This is a genomic window from Burkholderia sp. Se-20373, from assembly GCF_017104705.1.
In the GTDB taxonomy this organism is placed as follows: domain Bacteria; phylum Pseudomonadota; class Gammaproteobacteria; order Burkholderiales; family Burkholderiaceae; genus Burkholderia.
Window position 1 is genome coordinate 13883 of sequence record NZ_JAAGPH010000077.1, and the last position, 23159, is coordinate 37041.

The window sequence follows — 23159 nt, forward strand, 5'->3', positions numbered from 1 at the left end:
CGGGGAAAGTGATGGCTGCGGACTATCCGCTGTTGTATGTGTCGAATCCGTCGGCTTTGCAGCGGGATAGAAAGACGACCCCAGGCGGAAAAAAGACCGATTTCTATGCCGATCGCGATGCCGCATTCGCGGCACATCGCGCATCCATTACCAACAGTATTCGAACGATCCAGACGCAGCTTGGCGAGAGCAGCGCGCGTTTCGGTCCATCCGGATTCGTCAAGGTCCGCCTTCAGGAAAAGGCTTGGGCGAAATCTCATCGCCCCGTCCAAAGGCTGTTTACGCGAGACACGGCACCGGTTGTTGGCGGGGCTGACATAGGGGAACTCGTCGTTCGTGCTGATGGTGCTGGGTTGAGCCGGGTGATTGAGAGGATCGAGGCGGCCGACGCGAATACGAAGCGCCGGCTCGACAAGCACGGTGACCTCGTTTTAAATCCAAATCGCGAGCGGTCCGAACTGGGCGCGCTGGAAAATCTTCACCTGTGGTCAGCGGCGGACCGCCGTGTTCCGGACGCGAAGCACGCCGTCGTGCGGCTCTATGAGCAGAAACTGGCGCCCATGTACTCGGTGCGCTTTTTCGAACCGATTTCCGATGCGTTGGCTAAGCTTCAGTCGATGCCCGCTGCGCTGCGATCCGCTGATCAGCCCGCTGACACGTTTGTCCGTTCGTTGGCCGAACTCAGTCGTTCCTTGGGCATCTATGTCGTACTCGAGAGCGGGCTCGAATCGATTTCATCGGCATACATTGGTCTGACGACGTCTCCCGGTTTCGCCGTGCTGGACGGCTTTGGCGCGCTGTCAAAAGTTGGCGAGCAACTCCGGGTCGACGGAGATTACTCGTTGGATACGCATCGGACCTTGTTGGCGCTACTGGGCGAGCATCCCGACATCCGGACGGTTGCGATACCGCAATCGTTTGTCACGGATCAGCGCTCCCCGCTTGTCGAGGCTGCAGTGGGGCAGAGAATCCAGCGGACCTCAACGGTTGTTTCTTTGCTTCCCGCGGAGATTCCCGAACCGGTTGAGCGCGTTGCTTATCCCACGGTCGCGGTCGTTGACGGCGGCATCGCGAATACGTTGGGTAGTTGGGTCAAGAGCGTTTATGGTGGCATCCCAGAAAACCATCGCGATCTTGAACATGGAACGTACATCGCCGGATTGCTCGTTGGCGCGCGGGCACTCAATCCCGAATATGGGGCGCGCCTGGAAGATGACGGTTGCTGGCTGATCGATATTGCTCTCCAGACCAAGGACGCATTTGCGGGAGAATACTACGAAAACGGTTCGGCAAAGTTTCTCGACAGTGTCGATCAACTTGTCGGGGAGTGTCGACGGAACCATCCTGTGCGCGTCTTTAATTTCAGTCTGAACAATCAAACTGCAGTTTCACAAAGTGATTTCAGTGAAGAGGCAATCCGGCTTGATGAGATTGCTCGTCGTCACGACGTGTTCTTCGTGATCTCGGCAGGCAATGCTGTAGGCAGCGATGCGCGTCCGGAGTGGGACGATAACCTGATGAATGCCGCGATTCAACTTATTGAAAGCAGGTCGGATACGCTTTGGGGCCCTGCGGATTCTCTGATTAACGTGTCTGTCGGTGCGACCAACGGCCACGGTGTGCCCAACCGCATCCCGGATGCGCCAGCTCGATATAGTCGTCGTGGCCCAGGCGTGCGGGGATCAGTGAAGCCGGACATCTGCCACATCGGTGGCGCGGATACGACCCACGTGGCGGGGTTGACCGGGCTGGTTAGCGTCACCGAGGATGGCTTGGTTGCCGCAGTGAAGGGCACCAGCATGGCGGTTCCCTTGGCGGCCAAGACATTGGCACAGCTCGACCTCGAGTTGGGGCATGAGGCTCGGCGCGAGATCGTGCAGGCCCTCTTTCTTCACAACACGTATTTTCCTGCGCCACTGCGCACCTTGAAGGCACGACGCGTGGGGCGAGGACTGGTCGGCTTCGGCTATCCGCGTCCGAGTTCGGAAACGCTGATTTTGAATAGGCACACGTTCGGCGTGGTCGTATGCGACAACCTGAAAAAGGACGACAACTGCGTGATCGATTTCAGGTGGCCGCGCGAACTCGTTGATGCCGAAGGGCGTTGCCGAGGGACTGCTCGTCTCACCCTGGTCTACTCGCCGCCGCTCGATTTCGATTACGGTGCTGAGGCGGCACGTATCAGTCTGTTGCCTTCGCTGCGTCAGAGAGAGGATGAGACGCAACCACGCGACGTCAACGAGGATGACGAAGAGGAGGAGGAAGAATCGGAAGATGCCACCAAGGTCGGTTGGATCGGCCGGATCAATCCGGTTCATTCGCGAGGCTTGAAGCGCACGTCACGTGAGTCGGCCTTGCTGGTGGATGGACTCAAATGGAGTCCCGTCAAGGTGCTGGAAGGCAGTTTTCGCGGCATCGGCCGGTCGGCCGAATGGCGCATGGCCGTCAATTATGTCGCCCGGAATCAGGTGGAGTTTCCCGAGGAAGGGGTTCCGTTTGCGGCAGTGCTGACGATTACAGACCCGGACGGCAAAGCGAACGTATACGAGGATCTCAAGCAGGAACTGGTGGCGAATTCGGCCACCGTGCTGAACGACATTCGAACCGCGCTTCGTGTGCGTTCGCGGACGCAGGGGTAGTTTTCTCGGATAGCTAGAAATGACGTCGAACACCAAAAAATACATCGTTATGACCGCGACCGTCGAAGGTTCGACGTTTGTCGGTCCGTTTCAACGTTCCGGTTTCCAGGGAGGGGGCGTCACGGCTCTTCTGCGCAAGGCGTTTCCGGCCGGTGCAAACATTCCTGTTACGTCGTCCGCGGTCGATGATGTTGCGATGCTTGAGTTGACCGACGACCAGGTGCGCTCGTTCGAGGTCGCCAACGGAGCGAACAAGTTACATCCGGTTCGAACGTATCGTCTCGCAGCGATCGAGATCGACCGCGCGTTGATGGCGGCCGGCCCGTACTCGTTTGGTATCGTGCCCCAGGTAACGAAGACCCCATTTCGCATTCGAGTGGAGGGCCCCCATGGTCAGCCTGTTGCGAACGCGGGGGTTCTTGTTTGCGAGTGGGGAACGAATAATGTTCTGGAGGGCAAGACGGATGCCACCGGACATGCAACTATTCCCACGGGAGTCGGGCTTGCCAATTTTGTGAGAGTCACGCCGTTTGCTGATTTCTGGGGGCAGTCCAAATCCGGGATCATGGCGATCCACGGGCCTGTCGTCTTCACGCTTGATGCGCTTGATCCAACGTATGTCGATAGCTTCAAGTTCCATTACCCGCCGAATCAGCCGCCGCAGGGCGGGACCCAGGTGGGCCGTCGGGTCAAGGTGGCCGTGATCGACACGGGGGTGGACGACCATCCGGATCTTGGCAATGTGACCCATCGCATTTCTCATACGCAGGCCGACGACGCGGACGATCTGGGTGACAACGGTACCGGGCACGGTACGCACGTCGCTGGAATCATCGGGGGCCGGGGGCGCGTGAGCGGGCTCGCGCCGAATGCAGAGTTGATGAGCTTTCGCGTGTTCGAGCGTGACGCCGTAGAGGCGGACACGCTGTACATATTTGAAGCGGTTCGCAATGCCGTGGATCACGGTGCAGACATCATCAATCTGAGTCTCGGGCAGGAAAAGGTCGACGACGTGCTTGAATCGGCGATCAAGTACGCTGAAGACAACGGCGTACTGGTTGTTGCAGCCTCCGGCAACGACGGGCACAGTGCCCCGGTATTTCCCGCTAACTATCCGGAGGTTGTTTCGGTCGCGGCCGTTGGGCGATCTGGTACATTCCCGTCAGGCTCGGTGCACGCAAGTTGGCCGAAACGGGCGCAGGGAACCGACTCGAACGATTTCGTGCCCGCGTTTTCGAACCATGGAAAGGTCGAGCTGGCAGCGCCCGGCGTCGCGGTCATATCGACCGTCGGTGTTAGCGGCTATGCTGCAAAGGACGGGACATCAATGGCGTGTCCGATCGTCTCCGGTTTCGCGGCGCGGTTGCTCGAGACTGCGCCTGAGTTGGCAGGACGACTGCGTTCCTCTGACCGTTTGGTAGACCTGAAGTCGTTGCTGTACAGGACATGTAATTCGCTTGGATTCGATAAATTTGACGTAGGGAGTGGATTGCCTCACTGATCGGAGCTGCGTCATGAGTCGATATATACTGTTTTTCAAAGGATCCGGCGACATCCCGCAGGATGATCTTAGGACTATTCGGGACCACGCTGGAGTAACGGTCTTGGACGTCCGACCGTCGAAGACTTTGGTACTCGAACTGGACGGTTATGCGGGAGACTTTCTTGCGGATGTCGGCAAGATGAAAGACTGGGTAGCCAGCGAGCAAAGAAAGTACCGATTGAACTAGGGTCTCGTGCTGCAATTGGAGCAACGCCGATCATTGATCTGCCCCCTTCAATAGGGCCAATGGGCTTCTAGCAAAGTCCCTTTAAACCAACTCCTGGAATGCGGCAGGAGCATCCGCGGTTGCCCGATGTTTCGCCGCAAACTCTGACGGCGCAAGGTAGTTCAGTGCGCTGTGCGGCCTTTGCTCGTTGTAGTCCTGACGCCATGCAGCGATGACGGCCCGAGCGTGGGCGAGCGTCTTGAACCAGTGCTCGTTAAGGCATTCGTCGCGGAACTTGCCGTTGAACGATTCAATGTACGCATTCTGCGTTGGCTTGCCCGCCTGAATCAACTTCAGAGTGACGCCGTTCGCATACGCCCACTGATCAAGCGCGCGGCTCGTAAATTCGGGTCCCTGGTCTGTTCGCACCGCCTTGGGATAGCCACGGAAGCGAGCTGCGCGGTCCAATGCCCGAGCGACATACAAGCCTGAGATGCCATGGTCGACGACGATGTCGACAGCCTCTTTCGTGAAGTCGTCGACGACGGTCAGGCACTTCACGCGTCGGCCGTTGGCAAGCGCGTCCATCACGAAATCGATTGACCACACCTCGTTGGGTGCGCCCGGCAATGCCAGTTGCTCGCGCTCAATCATTACGCCGTGGCGCCTGCGACGGCGTCGCACAGCCAACCCTGCCTCACGGTACAGGCGATAGATGCGCTTGTGATTGGCGTGTGTGCCTTCGCGTTCCACCAGGGCGTGCAGTCGCCGGTAGCCGAATCGACGACGTTCTTGCGCCAACTCCACCAGACGCGCCGCTAGCACCTCATCCTCGTGGTCCGGCTTCGCGTCGGAATGCAGCACGCTGCGAGAAAGCCCGACAAGCCGGCAGGCGCGGCGCTCGGAGATGTTGACCTTCTCCCGAATCGCCGACTGCTTCGCGTTTGGCTTGCGGGCTCAGGGCTTTCCCTTGACCACGACCTTTAACGCTTCCATATCGAGCATTGCTTCGGCCAGTAGTTTCTTCAGCCGGGCATTCTCCACCTCGAGGTCCTTGAGCCGGCGGGCTTCCGAGACTTCCATGCCGCGAAACTTCGCACGCCAGGTGTAGAACGACGCATCACTGAACCCGTGCTTCCTGCACAGTTCCTTGACCGGCATACCGACCTCGGCGTCCTTCAGAAACCCGATGATTTGCTGTTCCGTAAAGCGCTTCTTCATGTCCGTCTTCTTCTCCGAAAACGAACTTTACTAGACTCCGGTTGGCCCTGTTTGCAGGGGGCAGGTCACAACTTCGACATACTGATCGGCGCGCACGGTGTTTTCGGGTTGTTGAGTGATGACACCAGATCAATTTTGCGATTCATGTGCACTTGGCCAACCACGAACCATCAACGTGTCGTGACCGACCAAGTTCAGAGTGGGTAGTGTTATCCCTTGATAAGGAAGCGATTGCGGTTTTTCGCGTCCTTGATCCAAGCCGGCGCGCGGCCGCGACCGGACCAAGTTGCACCGGTCTTGGGATCGAGATACTTCGCTTCAACCGGTGTCGTCGCTGCTTTCGTCGTTCGACCACGACGTCCGCCGAAGATGTCCTTCTCAGTAATCCCGAACTCTGCAACTTTGGCGCGGATATCGTCGATGACAGCTTGGAGTTCCGCAAGGCGGGCAGTCTCCGTTTTCTGGGCGAGGGCGTCCATTTGGACCTTCAGCTCTTTGTAAGTCGCCATGCATCCTCCGTTGGTTTGCTACGCATATGATAGTCGATTTGGCTCGAAAAGCACGGTCCTGTGGATCATCATCTCGAATCCACAGTGGTGAATCGAGGATGTGTAAGCGGCAGTCGTGACACGATGGGAATCAATGCGGCACAACAACTCACTCAGCGGTCGCTCGATCGATGATCGGAATGGGGCGCGTCTTCGTTGCGGGCTCCCAGTATCGAAGAGTTGCAGGAACCTTTTTGGGCTGCTTCAATCGATGCCACGCCACAATCGCTAACCATTCGCCGATTGCCATAACGCCCATTGTCAGCCAGTATGTCCAACCTCTACTGGAGATGGCGTGTCCACCGGTGGATGCGTCGAATACCATGAATACTGTTGAACTTGCCATCATTAGTCCTCCGAGCCATAGTTTCAACGTCTCGGCGAGGCGTTGACGGCGCAGGCGCCGACTATTCTCGATGTCAACATCAAACAGTATCTGTTGTTGGACCGCATTCTTCATCCCGTTCACTGGGCCTGAGATGCTGAAAGTGATGGGTGCATTCGCGCTGTATTCGATATCCAAGACTAGCCCGTGACCGGGAGCCATATACGAAAATGTGATTGATCTTTCGGTCCGGTAGTTGGGTGGCTTGCGGAAAATGGTTCGATTCCCTGCTAGTTTGATGCCAACCATCTGATCACTTTCGAGACGAATTGCAACGTCGAGAAGTTCACCGTCACCGGAAAGTATTAGCTTGAGTGGTTTTGACATAAAAAGATCGTCGTTCGTAAGCGGAACTCGACCACTATTGAAGATGAACGCTACTGCCTTTCGCTTGATCGAGGCATTTTGAGTTTGATTGGTCTCTCTCCGGAGGCAACTTCTAATCCTCGAGACTACATTGGCTACCCAGAGAGGGAAGTTAAGTGGGCGAGGAATCGTGCCGTACCAGCAAACGAAGGCGAGTCCCTTCGTGCCTTGCCGCTCCTTGCGAACGCCATCAAAACGGTCAAGAGCATATTTGAAGAAAACGCCTACGAGCGCAGCGTAGATGGCAGGTTGGAGAAGTATGTCGATTCTCATGATTCGTATAAATTTAATAGTTGTCTATCGCGAAATATTTAATATTATGTGTTGCAAATGTTTAATTTTTTACTAAATTCGTAAGATGGTGTTGAGTTTTTTATTTGGTTGCGTCGGTGGATTTTTGGCTAAATGATGGGCGCGTGCCTTTAGAGTCGTTTTTTGGTAACGCTTATTATAATCCACGATTCAATGTTTTGAGTGGCTGTTGTTCGCTTCGACGTGCGTGATCAATGTGATGATCGTCGATTTCGATTTTTAATTCTATATTTTCTATCAACTGAAAGGATAGGCTGCTGACGTTATAGGTATTTTTTTGAGCTTGTTGGTATGTTCCACGCCTCATAGAGTAGTTTCCATCCGGCCTTGGGATGCCGGCTTTCTTCCTCTTCCGCGCGCAGAGCCTTCCAGGCGTCGTTCCAGCGCAGATGGGCACTCCATTCTGTAGCAAATTCTTTGAGAAATCGGCGATCAGGTCGACGTCCTGAGCTTCCGAAGCGGCTAACACCGTTATCGAATCGACTACTTCTCAGCCGATTTCGCTTAGCGGCCTCTTCCATTTTGACGAACAGCCGCGACTTCCAGCGCTTTTTTGGGGGGTGGGGTGCGAGTGGTATCTGCGGCTCGTGTGCAAGGAAGTAGTGATCCAATGGACCACTGATGTAGCAGAACACCGGGTCGTCTGTCTTCGCTACGGAGTGAAGATGTGCAATTGCGCGAGCCCATTCTTGCTGCTCCTCTTCTGGTGCGTGCTCGAGGATAGCGAGGCGGTAGTGCGTCCAGATGCGCACGTATTCAAGCGCGGGCATGCCTGGCAGAGGCTCTTCTAGCAGACTCAAGATACCCCGCACGAACTCCAAAGAAACGTCACCCTCGATCAACGCCCAGATCGGGGAGGTGGACCACTGATGAGCGACGACGCCACCCGGTAGCTCGCGGATGGATGCGGTCAGGTTCTGCCCATATTTGCCTCGCGGCCCCGGACGCGGCTCGCGTTCGCCCCGCAGATATTGATAAAAGATCTTGCTATTACCCGAAGCATGACCACGCGGTTCATTTCCGCCGGCTGTTCGATCTTGGTTGAACATGTTGCTCAACCACGACGCAGTTCTATGCGTATAGATAACAGCGGCCGCGGCATACGCCATTCCCCGTAGCCCTTCCAGCCGACGGCACATCGGCACCTTTCTTCTGTCTTGTATGTCATCGGGTGGCGACTGCAGCTTTCGCCAGTACCGACATTCGTTGCTCGGCGAGTGATTCATCTGTTTGAGCAGATCCGCGAAAAGTACCCGAATACACCATTGCACACTAGTGAAAACCACTAGGAATGTCAGCCGAGTCTTGTTCTCCGAGGTGTCCCTATTTTTCTAAGTCCATTTTTTGGCTATTTGCACCATGTTTACTAAGCTGCCCAGCAGTGGATACGCGTCGGGCTCTTTCCGGCGAACGCGAGATTGCACGGTGCCCTCGAATGGGTACCGCGGAGGAATAGCTATGGACGGACCTTGATTGTTTGGCTGAAAGGAAAAAAGGCCTCAGGGCGGCAACCCAAAAGGCCTTTTCGGAACTGCATCGAATTGTGGAAATCGACAGTCCCATCCTAGTCAGCCCTTCCCATGGAGTCAAGCGAACCCCGATTTTTTTCGAAAAATCGTGGGGGCGCTCGTCCCAACGTACCCCCAAGCGGCGCACACATCAAATGCTGTCGCGCTGATAAGCGGTCAGCGTGTTTGGTCACTGCGCGTCGTAGTCCTCTCTAATACGTCCCGCGCAAGCTCGCCGACTGACGCGGTATATCCATATTGGTAATGGAGGGCATCATCATGTCCGATGCATGCGTAGCTCACATGAATTCCAGCAAGTCTGTAAGAACCGTGGGTATCGATCCACGATGGGAAGGGAGTCTGTCGCAAAAAAACAGGGATCGGTACATCAAGGAAGGGCGCGGCACGGGGGAGTGGAGTACCTACCTGCCGGGTCGGACGTTCGGTGAATTGAGGGGCACCGGTCGTCTTCACCGATTCTCGTGTAGCCGCTGCGGCGGACGCCAGGTTGTCCTGGCTTCGGATTTGATCTTGTCCACTTTTCTAAAACAGCACTGGGAACGCCGTACGCGAGAATTGCGGGAATATTACCCGGTGCTGGATGTTGACGAGACGGTGCGAATCGCTCGCTTCAGAGGTGTCAATCATCCGACGTATAGGGACGGCAGCCCACGCATCCTGATTACGGATTTGATGGTCGGCAAGCTCGACTCACGTGGTTACAGGTGGGTTGCCGTTGAATCGGTTTCGGTGCGCAAGCGTTCGACCGAGGCTTCCGTGAAGAGATTGATTCTCGAGGAATATTGGCGGCGTCTAGGGATTCAATGGCGTACGCATTACTCGGCGGGATTGAACGACTTCTACGCACGGAATCTCTGGCAGCTGTTCGGGATTAGTGAGCAATTTCTCGCGTATGGTTTCAGTGAACGTGAGTGGATGGCACAAGAGGCCGTGAGTCGACGATTGCGCCGTTACAGCTACGCGCGGATTCTGGATGTCTGCTTTGCCGCGGCCCGTGCATGTGATTTGACGAGAGCTGAATGCGTGCGAGCAGCACTTCAGTTGATTGCTGGTCGCACGATCGTTTGTCGCCTTGACGTACCCCTTCTGCTGAATCAAACGGCGAGCGCTGTCCGAATTTTGAGCGGCCGACAGGAGATAAGGCACCGATTCCCAGGGCGCGAATCCGATTTCGAGAACCATGTCCGAGCAACTTGGGATGGAGAGCGTGGTATGAGCAATAGCAGGTGTAATCCTGAGAACGGAGCTTTTAGTCAATGGGAAGTACCGTTGAGCGTGCCACATGCGCCAATTGCTGACCGGGGGTGATATGAAAGAAAAGGAGCCGCGCTTGGTATTGCCGGCGGTTGGCGAACTGGTGCGTGATGAATCAAATGGTAAGTTGTACCGAGTCGTGCTCGCCGGCAACGGAGCGCCTGACGTTGCACTGTGCAATGTATTTGGTAGTCGATTGGAGATAAAGCATGTCTCCCTTGAGGCGTTCCAGAGGCGCGCAGCGCCTGACTACCAAAACGAGGATCAATTGGTTCGTGTCGTGGACGATCCTTTTGATGCATACAAGCAGGTCATTGGTCGTACCAAGGGACATGAATCGAAGAGTGTGGAGAACTGGACGCGAATCGAGGGGCTGATGGAGGATCGCAATCTCTTCAAAAAATTATTGTATGAAGGTCTAACTCGGAGGTTAATCTTTGAACAACACGCAAACGATCAAGGTGTCAGTATTCAGTTGATTCGGCGATTACATCGGACCTATCTTCAGCGAGGCATGACTCCATTGTCGGTGGCTAGCAATTTTTGGCGATGTGGTCGAATGGAGCAACCGGCACGTTTCCGTGGTAGTGACGATGTCAATACAAAAATAAAGCAAAGAGCATTCAAAAGCCGCCCAGGTCGTCGATCGCCCGATGGTGGCCATTACGCAATTCCTTCCGAGCTACTGAACCAACTTTTTCAGCAATACGTTGACATCTACCTGACCAGCAAGGAGGGGCCTTGGCGGGTTGACATTCCCGACGAGCTAACTAAGCGGATCATACGCAAGATCCCGGGCGCGAAGTTTCCAGCACGTCGTATTGCTCCGAAGGCAAGACAACATGGGCGGGCAAAGCGTACGAGTACTGGGCAATGGCCACATGCCCCATCGATGCGCGACGGTCCGCGCCGGCGCCAAACCATGCAAAGGTTGGTAGATCATCTTAATTACGTTTGTCGTTGTACCAGAGAAGTTCGGGATGTCACGGGGCAAATCGTCAGCCTCGAACTGGCTCCATTTGAAGAGGTCACGGTCCGGCAGTTCCAGCACTATTGGCTAACGCGAGTTCCAGCTGTTGTTCGCAAGCGCCGCGCTATGGGGGAGCGGAAATACGCGCTAACGGGACGTCCGAAGCATGGACATGCGCTACAGCATAGTGTGGGGCCTGGCAATGAATACATGATTGACGCCACGGTCGCGGATGTGTTTCTGGTGTCACGATATGACCGCACCGTTGTGGTCGGGCGACCCACCGTTTATTTGGTGATGGACGTTTGGAGCCGCATGATTGTCGGTGTACTTGTCACCCTCGATCCGCCATCGTTTGCGGCAGTAGCGCTAGTCCTCGAGAACATCGTTACACCCAAGGACGAGTTTTGTGCACGGTACGGTCTTCAAATCGATCCAGGGCAGTGGCCTTGTCACGATCTCCCTGGAAACGGCATGTCGGCCGATCGTGGTAGCGACTACATGAAGATTGACGCGTGGAAAAGAGTCAACCAGCAGCTGCATCTACCGATCAGCAACGTTAAGGCGCGCGATCCATTGATGCACGCGTTGGTGGAGCGCAGGTTCGGCACCATTCCGGCTCATTTCCAGCGAGAAAGTTTTGGCGTTGTGGAGAAAGATGCGGCCGCCCGTGGGTCCCCGCACTATGCCTGGGATGCAACCGACACGCTCAGCGAGTTCACTAAAAAATTGCTACGGGCCATCCTTGTCTATATTCAAACACCTATCGGGCGGGAAGGCGCAGAGCCAGACATGATCTTCCAGGGCATGGCTGATACACCACTCAATCGATGGAACTGGGGCATGGAAAATCGTACAGGGTCGTTGCGCCACCATTCGCTAGACGAAGTCCGTATGGCGACCTGGCCACATTCGACTGCCTTACCTACTGAGCGTGGGCTTCTATGGCAGGGGGTGTATTACACGTCTCCCTACATCGAAAGCACGCTCATTCATTGTTGGGGGCGGGACGCTCGTGAACCAGTACCAATTCAGTTCAATCCAGGTGACATGTCCTGCATCTTATTGGAGGGAAAGGGGCACCTTGAGTACGGCTATCAAGCGGGAACCAACAAGCAGATGGCAGGCAATGTCGACCTTATGGAGTGGAACATCCGAAACCTGATCGACCGTGCAAATTCAAGACGAGAGAAACGGAAGATGCAGCCGCAACGAGTGATGGAAATTATTAATAACGCAGAGGAAAGTCGTAAATCAAAGCGGGACCAAAAGATTGCTCTGAAACAGGCAGGGCTAAACCACCCTGAGACAGTCGGGATGCGTGAGGCGCGTGAGCGGGAGCGAGATGCCACCAGGAAATCTAAGCAACCGTCTTTGATGAATATGCGGCGTGATTCGAGTCGAGCAGAAGACCAAGCAGAATCGGAGATCGAAGCTCGCCTTCGCAGCAATACGTCGGATCTGCTTGGTGACTAGAGCGACGAAAATATGATTTTCCTGATGTCAGATGGAAATTTGAATTTCGTGGAAGTGTAAATGATATTTTTAGGAATACTACCATGGAAGATGCTAAAAAACACCATTCAAATGATGAGTTGTATCGTAAGGTTCCGGTTGATCTGTCGGATGATGAAATTCTTCGCAATATATGTCCCTCAGTTGAGGCGATTTATCACTCATCCAGGCTGGAGCTGAAAGAGCATGGTGAAAACCCTTTGATTCTGGCTTTGCCACCGTTCGGTTCAATTAAATCGATTCTCAATGGAATGGCAACGGAATTTAATGTGCCTTACGCTCAGTGCTATCGAAAATGGAGGGTTGAGCGAAAGATTCTGGCCACCAGTTGCATTTCAAAGGTACTAGTACTGACGCCCGCGCTTATTGATTTGTTGAGTTGGTTACACACTGCGCTTCGACATCGCTACTCTGGTCTAACACCGACACGTTCCCTCAGGAAGCGCGCACAGGAAAACTACGCGCGAGTACAAGCTGGTTCTCCCAGGCCGATCTGCCTTCCAGAAGATTCGCACGCGGCATGTAAACTGGTGTTTGGTATTTCCGGATCTGGAAAAACGACATTGGCCAAAATGGTGCTAAGTACGTTCCCAATGATAATTGAACATCGAGAGTATCAAGGGATTACTGCAAGATTTGTGCAGGTGGTATGGGTATTTGTTTCCTGCCCCGCCAATGGGTCAGTTTTGACTCTGATGAAGGGAATTTTACATTGGTTTGACTTGCACCTTGGAACATACTATGTCAAAGAAGTGGCGTCAAGATCAAATGCGACTGACTATATTTTGAAGGTGGAGGACGTGCTGCGTCGTCATTTCGCAGGTGTGTTGGTAATCGACGAAATTCAATTTGCATTGAAGTCAGCGGATAAAACACAATTGATAAGCTTTCTCACGAATTTGCTGAACAGTACCAACTGCACGTTTATCTTGCTAGGAACGCCCGAGGCCCGCCGGTATATGGTTCGAAGTCTGCACACTACTCGTCGTTCGGCTGGCGACGGCTACATCCCGATTGATCCACTGCCAATGGATAAACAATGGAGACGTCTTGCAAAAGCGATTACTTGCATAGATTTTCTTCCATTTCCGCCAAATGATTCGACGGAGATTGTAAAGAAGTTGCATGAAGTTAGTGCTGGATTGCCGGCATTTGCTAAGCTGGCATGGAAGCTGACGCAGTATATGGGGCTGCGAGCAGGGGAGAAGAGTGCTACGCCAGCACTCGTTTCGAAGGCGGTCAAAGCTGGCTTCGGTCCGGTAGAAGATTTGCTCCAAGCGCTGAGGACAAGGGATTATGTGACGTTGGCAAAATGTGTAGACCTTGCAACAACGGGTGTCGAAGAGTTTCGGAGAAGAGTTGAGCGAGAGAAAGGGCGGCGGCGGATCGGTACGAACCGAGTTGACGATGCCTTTATTGAGACATTCTCAGCCGCCGTTGCAGTACTGATTGAGATGGGGCGATCAGAAATTGACGCTGAAACTCTAGTTCGTCGAATCTTGGAAACTGATCGCAGGCTTTCATTCGAGGAAGTGATACGTCGAGCTTTGTCGCCCGCTGACTCGTCGTAGAGCACGACTATCAAAAAGCGTGAACGATAAAGGACGAATTTGGAGAATTTGATCAATTCGAGAAAATTATTTAATCGATTTGCGGGAGGGAAGAGCATATGACCATTTTCCTCGATGAACCATTTGACGACGAACCGCTCTTTGGTGTCGTGGCTCGCTATCTTGAATCCAGTCCGCCCCAAGCGCTGGGGTCGACGATAGCTCGTCTCTTTGGGCGAATTATCAGGGCGTCTTATGTGAGTAGCGGGTTGAACTACGTAGCACGCGAAACGCAAAGTTGCTGGGGTCTTTCGCCAGAACAGATCGCCAAAAATTTGACGGCTTTCCCATACTTCGCAGCAACGCTTTTGCCTGAGAGATCTCAACTATTGTTGGAAAGAATGTGCGGACTATTTCCGGCTGGAGTAAGGAAGCGACATACGATAGCGGCTTGGAATCTTGCGTGGTACGGACATCGATTTTGTCGGGCTTGTTTTCGTGAGGATACACTTACGGAGGGTATTGCGCATTGGCGGCGGAGTCACCAACTTCCCGGCGTCGTCGTTTGTCACTTGCATGGCGAATTGCTATGGGAGCTTAATAAGCACGCCGGGGATAAGGCCTTGGGATATGTATCACCCTCCGCGGCTATTCGACTAGGAGTATCGCCGATCTATATTAATTTAACTGCTTATCAAAGGAGGAATTGTCAAAAATTTGCGCAGATATCTGCAGATTTGTTAAATGAAAATTTTTCGATTGATATTTTGAAATTTCGGTTGGAGTTTCGTGACTTTATGCGCAGAAAATCCTGCTATCTAAGTGGGGAGAGGCAGCATGAATGTATGGATAGGTTAATTTTGCAGTGTTTTGGGGCTGATTATGTTAGAAAATATAGGATATTAAGAAAGTGTAGCCCATTTTTTGATGCGCTATGTGATGGACCATTGAGAAATCCAACTAAGATTGTGGTTGCACTCTCCTTGATGCGTCTCGTCGAGGAGGCTCCGGAACTCATTTCAGATCAACGGTTTGAGGATATATATAATTATTGTAAGCCGAAGAAGTCGCGGATGTGGAAGTCGCCTCGGGGTCTACCGAAATTTACTTGCCCTAGCCAGTTTTCGTCTCATGAGCCAGGCCATCTTATTCCAAAGGTGTACCGATACAGGGGCCGAGTGCGTGCAGCTTGTGACTGTGGCTTTAAGTTTACTTGCGTCGAGGTAGAAGGGCGCGTTACATCAATCCGTATCGCGGATTGGGGGCCAGACTACCGTGATGAGGTATGTCGATTGGGGGCGGCAGGGATGAAGCCCAGAACGATCGCTCGCCGAATCGGCATGTCTGAGCATACTGTTAATACAATCCTCTGGAGAAATTCGCGGACACGGAGCACGTGAGATGCCGATTGCATCATGTGGATCTACAAAGCACGGAGCGGGGCGATAGATCTGACCTGCCCTGGAATTTTCGGACCGGCTGAAACTTGAGAGAATGGCTTCCAACGGAGAGAAGGAAGTCATGAAGAAGAGCCGGTTCACGGAAGAGCAGATGGTCACGATCCTGCGCGAGGCGGACAAGATTCCGGTCGCGGAGGTGGCGAAGAAGCACGGAATCAGCGAACAGACGATCTACATATATGGACTGCTCCCAATAGCAAACGGAAGTTGACGGACACGGAAGTCGATTGCGTACATATATCCGGCGTCAGGGCAGGGCCCAGCGCCCAACTGGAATTCCGCGCGTGCAGGCCTCAACAACTGGAAGACCTCGGGGGCCGTTATTAAAATCAGGTTCCCTGCTCGCCGGATCGACCGGAGTGCCATTCGTCAATTCGTCAACGCATCGTTGGTGACATTGCTACACTGCTTTCTGATACGACTGGCCGGTTGCAAGCATTGACCAGATGACACGGGCCATCTTGTTCGCGATCGCCACGATGGCTCGATTTGCGCCTCGCCGGGCCTGCAACGCAAGAGCCCAGGCATGCTTTCTGTCGTGTTTGGTTGGAGCGGTTCGGAGTACTGCGCGTGCACCGTGTATGAGCAAGGTCCGTAGATGTCGGTCGCCTCGCTTGCTGATGCCGAGGAGATGTGTTCGATCCCCGCTTGAGCTCTGACGGGGAACGAGGCCGAGCCAGGCAGCAAAGTGACGGCCGTTCTTAAAGTCCTTTGGATCGGACACGGCAGCAACGATGGCGGTCGCCGTTTTGGGACCAACTCCTTCAATCTGCGCAATGCGCTGGCAGGTCTCGCTGGCCTTGAACACTGCATCGATACGCCTGTCGAATCCGGTGATGCGCTTGTCCAGTTCGCGCAACTGGTCCATCAGATCGGCCAGTATCTCGCGCGCGAGTGGCGTTAGGGCGTTCGTGGTGTCTGCGACGATGGCCGGAATCTCCCGGCGCGCACGCGTGATCGATTGCGCGAATACGATGCCTCGCTCTGCGAGAATGCCGCGCATCTGACTCACCAGCCCGGTCCGATTGCTCACGAGGCGACTACGAGCGCGGTGAAGACTTTGAACATCTTGTTGCTCGACGGACTTGATTGGCACGAACCGCATTGATGGTCGCTGCAATGCCTCGCAGATCGCCTCAGCATCGTTGCCGTCAGTCTTGTTGCCCTTCACGAAAGGTTTCACGAATTGCGGGCTGATGAGTTTTACCGTGTGGCCTTGCTGTTGAAACTGCCGTGCCCAATGATGGGCGCTTGAGCAGGCTTCCATCCCGATAGTGCATGGTGCAAGTCGAAGAACCAGTTCAGTCAGTTGGGCGCGGCCGACACGACGTCGCAGCACAAGCGTGCCTGCGGCATCCACGCCGTGCAGTTGGAAGACATTCTTTGCAAGATCGATGGCAAGGAACCGAATGATTTCCATGACGATACTCCTATGAACGGTAACGTCAGCAGTTACGATACGCCTGCCGGAGCAGTCCATACCATTAACTGGCGGCAGCATTTCGGTGGACTGGAAGCGTCCGACGTAAAACGGCTGAAGCAACTCGAGCAGGAGAATGCACGGCTCAAGAAGATGCTGGCCGAGCGTGATCTCGGACTGGACGTCATGAAGGAGATCAACGCAAAAAAATGGTGAGCGCGCCCGCGCGGCGCAAGCAGGTTGCCTACGCGCAAGCGCGGGGCCTGTCGGTGCGACGTGCGTGCGCGCTGATGTCGGTGGCGAGATCGGCGCTGCACTATGAATCGAAGCTTGCATTGCGGGACGCTCCGGTGCTTGCGGCGATGAGCATCCTGTCGGCGCAGTATCCCCGTTATGGCTACCGCCGCATCCAGATTTTTCTGGAGCGGCAGGGCCATTCGATGAGCTCAGACCGGGCATGGCGGTTGTGGCGACTGGCGGGCTTGCAGGTGCCGCGCAAGCGTCCGCGCCGGCGCGTGTCGGTGCATCGTCCCCGGCCGCAACCGGCAACAGCAGCACGGCACGTCTGGGCCTACGACTTCGTGTTCGATGCGTGCGCCAATGGCCAGCAGTTGAAGTGCCTGACGGTGATCGACGAATACACGCGCGAGTGCCTGGCCATCGACGTTGCAGGATCGATCCGGTCTGGACGAGTCGTTGAGGTGCTGTCGCAACTGGTCAGCCTGCACGGTGCACCGCGTTACCTACGCTCGGACAACGGGCCGGAATTCGTGTCACGGGCGATTCTGAAGTGGGCAGCAGACAACGGCATGGACATGGCGTTGAGCGATCCCGGCAAGCCCTGGCAGAACGACGCGGACGAGAGCTTCAACGGCAAGTTCCGAGACGAATGCCTGAGCCTGGAATGGTTCAGGACCCGGCCAGAGGCGAAGGTCGTGATCGAGCAGTGGCGGCGTCACTACAATACGATCCTGCCACATTCGAGCCTGGATTACCTGACGCCCAACGAGTTCAAGCAGCGGTATTGTTCAACTGAAGCAATCGAGGCCGTTCTCCAAGATTAAAACGGTCCGAAGAACTCAGGCAGGTCAGATCCAAAATCCGCATTTACTATCCGACAGAGATGGCGCATCCGTGATGTTCCACGTCCCTATTTTATTTGTGCTTGGAGGCTCTTGTGGCTGCTGCGGGGTGCGGACAATTGTGTATTTGTCGTTGGTATTGGCCTACTTGATGACGTCAAGTGCCAACTTTCTGCGACTTCTGCTTACGATCATGGGCTTGCTGTGCCTGTCGTGGCTGGCAACGGAGGAACGGACATTTTTGTGTATCCACACGAGGGTGGGTGACCGGCGCGCGTGAGGCCGCTTTGCCGGTCAAGACCGGCTCGAAGTGATGAGAATATTCGACGGCTTGCGGCCCGCGATCGTCACCGGGCGATCGTCGGAAAGGCCGTCGAAAGCCCCGGTGACAAGGTGGGTCAGGTCGGACGCGAACGCGTCGGCCTGTCGCCCGTCGGCGAAAGCCGTTTCGCACAAGACGGGCCGGCGAGCAGGCGCGGCGAATGTCGACCTATGAGGTACTCGAGGGCGTGCTGGGCTGGCGCATCACGGATGCGGACATGTCGGTCACGGCCGTTGGTTCTCCGATGGAAGTCGCCGCGCACCTCCGGATTGCCTTGCACGCGCCATTGCTCGTATTGCGGCGTACGTCGCGCATGTCGTATGGCCGCACGTGCGAATCCACGGCATTACCTATCCGCCCGGAGCGTTTCGATCTCGTGGTGCGAAGCGGTGTGGAAGCGAAGTTCGTCGGTTGAGGGATCATCGCCCCGGCGTTCTCCGGAATCAGGAGACGCCGGAATTCGAGGCCGACGGTTTGAGTAGTCCGGGCCGCAGGCACGTAGGCAGCGGCATATCTTCCGATCAGATATCCATCGAAAAAATAACCATTTGGTACACGCATCGGCAGGCACTAAAGTCACGCATCCCGATGCCGGTGCGACACCGGCAATGTCGACGTTATCCGAGAAGTCTGCCAAATGAATCGCTTGATGCCCTCAACGGTCCGCCGTGCCGCGCCCGCACTGTTCGTAATCGGCCTGTTGCCGGCCGCCCACGCGGCGCAACCGACGCTGCGCGTCGGCATCGACGCCGAGTCGTACCCACCGTTCTTCTCGAAGGATGCCACCGGCAAGTGGAAGGGCTGGGAGGTCGACCTGCTCGACGCCGCATGCGGCAAGCTCAATGTGCGCTGCGAACTCACCGACATCGCATGGGACGGGCTGATCCCCGCGCTGCAGAACCGCAAGATCGACGTGATCTGGTCGTCGATGACGATCACCGGCGAACGGCAGAAGGCGATCGACTTCAGTCGTGCTTACTATGAGTCGCCGACGGTTTTCGTCGGCGCGAAAAGCGATCGGCGCCGCGTCGATTGCGCGGTGCCGGCCACCTTCCAGGATCGCGTGATCGGCGTGGAGGCCGGCACGAACTTCTCGGCGTTCCTCGATGCACGTTTCAAGCGCGACGCGCAGATCAAGGCGTTCGACAAATTCGACAACGCGCTCGCGGATCTGGTCTCGGGCCGGGTCGACTACGTGCAGGAAGCGAAGGGCTTGTTTACGGCCTTCCTGTCGTCGCGTGACGGCAAGGATTTCGAGGTCAAGGCCACTTGCGCGGACAACCCCGTGCTGGGTCTCGGCATCGGCGCGGGCGTGCGTCAAGGCGATGCGTTGCGCGGCCGGTTGTCGACCGTGATCGCGCAACTGCAGCAGGACGGCACGTGGGATGCGATCACCGCACGCTATCCGAACCTGAAGGGTACGATCGAGAAGGGTCGCTGAGCCGATGACCGCGGACGACTCGCTGCTGGCATTGCTTGCGTTCGGCGACGGCGGTTACGGGCGAATCTTCGCCGGCGCGTTCGCACTGACGCTCGGCGTCGCGTCCGCGTCGTTCTGCGCCGGGACGCTGCTCGGCATCGCGGGTGCGCTCGCCAAGCTGTCGCGGCACACCCCGCTCGCGTGGCTGGCACGGCTTTACACGACACTCGTGCGCGCGCTGCCCGAACTGTTGTGCCTGCTGCTCGCGTTCTATGCGGTCGCACCTGCGCTCGAGTCCGCGTTGCACGGCAGCGGCCTGGTGCCCGACGGCTTCGCATTCGATCCGTTCGTCGTGGCCGCATTGTCGCTCGGCTTCATCCAGGGCGCCTATCTGACCGACATCTTCCGCGCGGCGCTCGTCAACGTACCGGTGGGGCAGATCGAGGCCGCATACGCGTATGGCATGAGCCCATGGCAAACCTTGACCCGCATCCGGCTTCCGGTTGCGGCGCGGCTCGCGCTGCCCGGCGTCGGCAACGTGTGGCTGAACGCGACCAAGGATGCGTCGTTCATCAGCGTGCTCGGGTCTTTCACGGATCTGCTGAAGGCGAGCCAGCTCGCCGCCGGTGCGACGCGGCATTACGTTTTCTTTTACCTGGTCACGGCCGCGCTGTTCCTGTTGTTGAGCGTCGCGTCGACGGGCCTTTTCGCGATGCTCGAACGTTACGTGAATCGTGGTACGAGGCGCGCCTGCGTATGAGTTTTTCTCTGACGTTCCTGCTCGACACGGTGATGCCGAAGCTGCTCGTCGCAGTGCCGACGACCCTGGCGTTGCTGCTGCTGTCGGGTATCGCCAGCATGGTGATCGGCATTCCGCTCGCGCTTGCGGCGGGTTCGCGTCACGCATCCTGCCGCTGGCCAGCACGCGGCTGGATCATGCTGATTCGCGGTACACCGCTGCTGGTGCAGCTCTATCTGCTGTATTACGGCTTCGGCCAGATCGTCCCACGCGAATGGATGCGCGACAGCTGGGCGTCGCCGCTGCTGCGCGACGCGTTCTGGTATGCGGTCGTCGCGTTGAGCGTGAACGAGGGCGCCTATGTCGCGACGATCCTGCGCGGCGCGATTGCCGGGGTGCCGGCCGGCGAAATCGAGGCCGGCTATGCATACGGAATGACGCGGGCGGGTGTACTGCGCCGGATCGTCGGTCCGCGTGCGTGGCGACTCGCGCTGCCGGCGCTCACCGGCGAAGCGATCCTGCTGCTGAAGTCGACCGTGCTCGCGTCGACCGTCACGGTGTTCGACGTGATGGGGACGGCCAATACGCTTCGTTTCGAAACCTTGCGCGTTTATGAGCCGCTGGCGGGCGCGGCGATCGTCTATGTCGTGCTGGTCGCGCTGCTGACGATTCCCGCCGCCCGTCTCGAGAAACACCTCAACCGCTACCTGACGCGCGAGCCCGACGATCGCATGCCCACACGGCGCCGCGGCGCATCGTCCGGCGCGTGGGCCGCACCCAACTGATTCCTGCTTTTGCACTGAACACGACGATGTCCGATCCTCGCCCCTTGCTGTTTTCCCTTTACGAACAGGCCAGCGTCGGCTGCGGCGGTGCGCCGAGCCTGTGGACCCATCCCGCCGACGAACGGCTGCGTGCGAATACGCTCGCGTTCTGGTCGAACCTCGCGCGTACGGCCGAGCAGGCCGATCTCGACATGCTGTTCTTCGCGGACGTGCTCGGCCTGTACGACGTGTATGGCGGGTCGGCCGATGCGGCGGTCCAGTGGGCGGTCGAGGCGCCCGCGAACGATCCGATGATGCTGATTCCGGCGCTCGTCGCGCAGACCGAGCGGCTCGCGTTCGGGGTGACCGCGAGCACGACGTATGAACACCCGTTCGCGCTCGCGCGGCGCTTCAGCACGCTCGACCACCTGAGCAACGGCCGGATCGGCTGGAACATCGTGACCTCCTACCTGACGAGCGCGGCGCGCAACTTCGGGCTCGACCGGATGATCGGCCACGACGAACGCTACGCACGTGCGGAGGAGTTTCTCGACGTGGCCTACAAGCTGTGGGAAGGGAGCTGGGCGGACGACGCGGTCGTCGCCGACAAGCGCGAGCCGCGCTACGCGCGCGGCGACCGTGTGCGGCCGATCGCGCACGAAGGCACGCATTATCGCGTGCATGGCCCGCACGTCTGCGCGCCGTCGCCGCAGCGCTCGCCGGTGCTGATCCAGGCCGGCTGGTCCGGGCGGGGGCGCGAGTTCGCGGCGAAGCACGCGGAGGTGGTGTTCGTCGCGAAGTCGAATCCGCACGAGATCCGCGCGGGCCTCGATGAAATCCGGCGGCTGGCGGTCGAAAACGGCCGGGCAGCGGAGGATGTGAAGGCGCTCACGGTGCTGCGGATCGTGACGGCGCGTTCGTCGGCCGACGCGAAGGAGAAGTACCACGCGCTGCAGCAGCACTATCACCTGCAGGCTCAACTCGTCAGCTATGCGGGCGATACCGGCATCGACATCGACCGCTATGCGGACGACGAGCCGCTGACGACGCAAACGGAAGGGCTCACGTCCTACGTGGTGCGGCCGGACGGCAGCGGCAAGCCGCTCACCGCCGGCGACGTGCGGCGCAAGTTCGCGAATGTCACGCGCGGCACCGACCTGATTCTCGTCGGCTCGCCTGACGAAGTCGCCGACCAGCTCGCGGAGCATGCGCGGCAATCGACGACGAGCGGCTACATGCTCAATCCATTGATCAGCCCGGGCACGCTCGACGATTTCGCCGAACTGATCGTGCCGGAGCTGAAAAAGCGCGGCCTGTACCGCGCGACGCCGGCGAGCGGCACCTTCCGTTCACGGCTGAGCGGGCGGGACCGCCTGCCGGATACGGCCTATGGCGCTTCGTTCCGGTTTCCCGTGGCTGAAGCCGGCTGACCAGCCGATCAAGGCCGGACGACTTTCATCGGAGTGGCGTGACATGATCGATGACGACCTGTTCCTGCTGCAACCGCGTCGTGCCGACTGGACGCTTCCGGCATGAATCGCGCGACGAACGAGGCGATGGACGTGACGCGCGACGATCGGCCCCATCGGTCGACGTTACCGCCTGTCCTGAGCGCTACGGGTGTCGCGAAGCGCTTCGACGCGACCGTCGCGCTGGCGGCGCTCGACCTGTCGATCGGCGCCGGCGAAGTCGTCGCGTTGATGGGCGCGAACGGCGCGGGCAAGTCGACCTTCGTCAAGATCCTGAGCGGCGCGCTGCAAGCGGACGGCGGCACGCTGACGCTGCGCGGCGAGCCCTATCGGCCGGCGTCGCCGCACGCAGCCAAGCGGCTCGGCGTCGCGACCGTGCACCAGTCGGTGGCCGACGCCGTCGTGCCGACGCTGTCGATCGCCGACAACCTGCTGCTCGACCGGCTGTGCGACCCGGCCTCGCCGTGGCGTGCGCCGCCGGCCGC

Annotated in this window: 14 protein-coding genes and 4 pseudogenes; 13 read left to right on the forward strand and 5 right to left on the reverse strand. The window is 57.1% G+C overall.

Annotation, left to right across the window (positions count from 1 at the left end):
- Positions 1–11: 11 nt before the first annotated feature.
- Positions 12–2639: a S8 family peptidase gene (locus G3N96_RS23255; protein WP_206138600.1), complete on the forward strand. Its 2628-nt coding sequence runs from the start codon at positions 12–14 to the stop codon at positions 2637–2639.
- A 19-nt stretch (positions 2640–2658) separates the two neighbouring features.
- Entirely contained in the window at positions 2659–4140 is a 1482-nt protein-coding gene (locus tag G3N96_RS23260; RefSeq protein WP_206138601.1) for a S8 family serine peptidase, read from the forward strand.
- A gap of 310 nt (positions 4141–4450) precedes the next feature.
- Here the strand turns inward: G3N96_RS23260 and G3N96_RS23265 are convergent.
- The 4 genes and pseudogenes from G3N96_RS23265 to G3N96_RS23280 form a co-directional block, all read right to left on the reverse strand.
- Positions 4451–5569: pseudogene (locus tag G3N96_RS23265) on the reverse strand (IS3 family transposase).
- 209 nt (positions 5570–5778) lie between these two features.
- Positions 5779–6078 carry an H-NS histone family protein gene (locus G3N96_RS23270; protein ID WP_206138602.1) on the reverse strand — a complete coding sequence of 100 codons (300 nt, stop codon included), beginning with the start codon at positions 6076–6078 and terminating at the stop codon, positions 5779–5781.
- A 148-nt stretch (positions 6079–6226) separates the two neighbouring features.
- Complete coding sequence (locus G3N96_RS23275; RefSeq protein WP_206138603.1) at positions 6227–6829, reverse strand: hypothetical protein; 603 nt, start codon at positions 6827–6829, stop codon at positions 6227–6229.
- A gap of 614 nt (positions 6830–7443) precedes the next feature.
- A complete protein-coding gene (locus tag G3N96_RS23280; RefSeq protein ID WP_206138604.1) occupies positions 7444–8229 on the reverse strand; it encodes a hypothetical protein in 786 nt (261 codons plus the stop codon).
- Positions 8230–9219: 990 nt separating this feature from the next.
- On the opposite strand from G3N96_RS23280, the gene G3N96_RS23285 reads away from it, so the two are divergent.
- The 4 genes and pseudogenes from G3N96_RS23285 to G3N96_RS23305 all read left to right on the forward strand — a co-directional run.
- Positions 9220–10017: a TnsA endonuclease N-terminal domain-containing protein gene (locus tag G3N96_RS23285; protein ID WP_206138605.1), complete on the forward strand. Its 798-nt coding sequence runs from the start codon at positions 9220–9222 to the stop codon at positions 10015–10017.
- On the forward strand, positions 9992–12409 hold the full coding sequence (locus tag G3N96_RS23290; RefSeq protein ID WP_206138606.1) for a hypothetical protein: 2418 nt from the start codon (positions 9992–9994) through the stop codon (positions 12407–12409). Before G3N96_RS23285 ends, G3N96_RS23290 begins: the two co-directional genes overlap by 26 nt.
- Positions 12410–12492: 83 nt before the next feature.
- On the forward strand, positions 12493–14019 hold the full coding sequence (locus G3N96_RS23295; RefSeq protein ID WP_206138607.1) for an ATP-binding protein: 1527 nt from the start codon (positions 12493–12495) through the stop codon (positions 14017–14019).
- A gap of 1500 nt (positions 14020–15519) precedes the next feature.
- Positions 15520–15633: pseudogene (locus tag G3N96_RS23305) on the forward strand (transposase); the annotation flags it as partial.
- 225 nt (positions 15634–15858) lie between these two features.
- Here G3N96_RS23305 and G3N96_RS23310 read toward each other — a convergent pair.
- Entirely contained in the window at positions 15859–16878 is a 1020-nt protein-coding gene (locus tag G3N96_RS23310) for an IS110 family transposase (protein WP_206138609.1), read from the reverse strand.
- Positions 16879–16938: 60 nt separating this feature from the next.
- Here G3N96_RS23310 and G3N96_RS23315 point away from each other — a divergent pair.
- From G3N96_RS23315 to G3N96_RS23345, 7 genes and pseudogenes are all read left to right on the forward strand, one after another.
- Positions 16939–17942: pseudogene (locus G3N96_RS23315) on the forward strand (IS3 family transposase); the annotation flags it as partial.
- A 497-nt stretch (positions 17943–18439) separates the two neighbouring features.
- A pseudogene (locus G3N96_RS23320) lies at positions 18440–18697 on the forward strand (UTRA domain-containing protein); the annotation flags it as partial.
- Between the two features lie 222 nt (positions 18698–18919).
- Entirely contained in the window at positions 18920–19723 is an 804-nt protein-coding gene (locus tag G3N96_RS23325) for a transporter substrate-binding domain-containing protein (RefSeq protein ID WP_206138611.1), read from the forward strand.
- Between the two features lie 4 nt (positions 19724–19727).
- Positions 19728–20462, forward strand: a complete 735-nt coding sequence (locus tag G3N96_RS23330; RefSeq protein WP_206138612.1) for an ABC transporter permease subunit — start codon at positions 19728–19730, stop codon at positions 20460–20462.
- Positions 20459–21226, forward strand: coding sequence for an ABC transporter permease subunit (locus tag G3N96_RS23335; RefSeq protein ID WP_206138613.1), 768 nt, complete (start codon positions 20459–20461; stop codon positions 21224–21226). The genes G3N96_RS23330 and G3N96_RS23335 overlap by 4 nt, the downstream gene beginning before the upstream one ends.
- Positions 21227–21252: 26 nt before the next feature.
- On the forward strand, positions 21253–22635 hold the full coding sequence (locus G3N96_RS23340; protein WP_206138614.1) for an LLM class flavin-dependent oxidoreductase: 1383 nt from the start codon (positions 21253–21255) through the stop codon (positions 22633–22635).
- Positions 22636–22737: 102 nt separating this feature from the next.
- Positions 22738–23159: ATP-binding cassette domain-containing protein (locus G3N96_RS23345; RefSeq protein ID WP_206138615.1), on the forward strand; the 422-nt coding region annotated here is incomplete at its 3' end.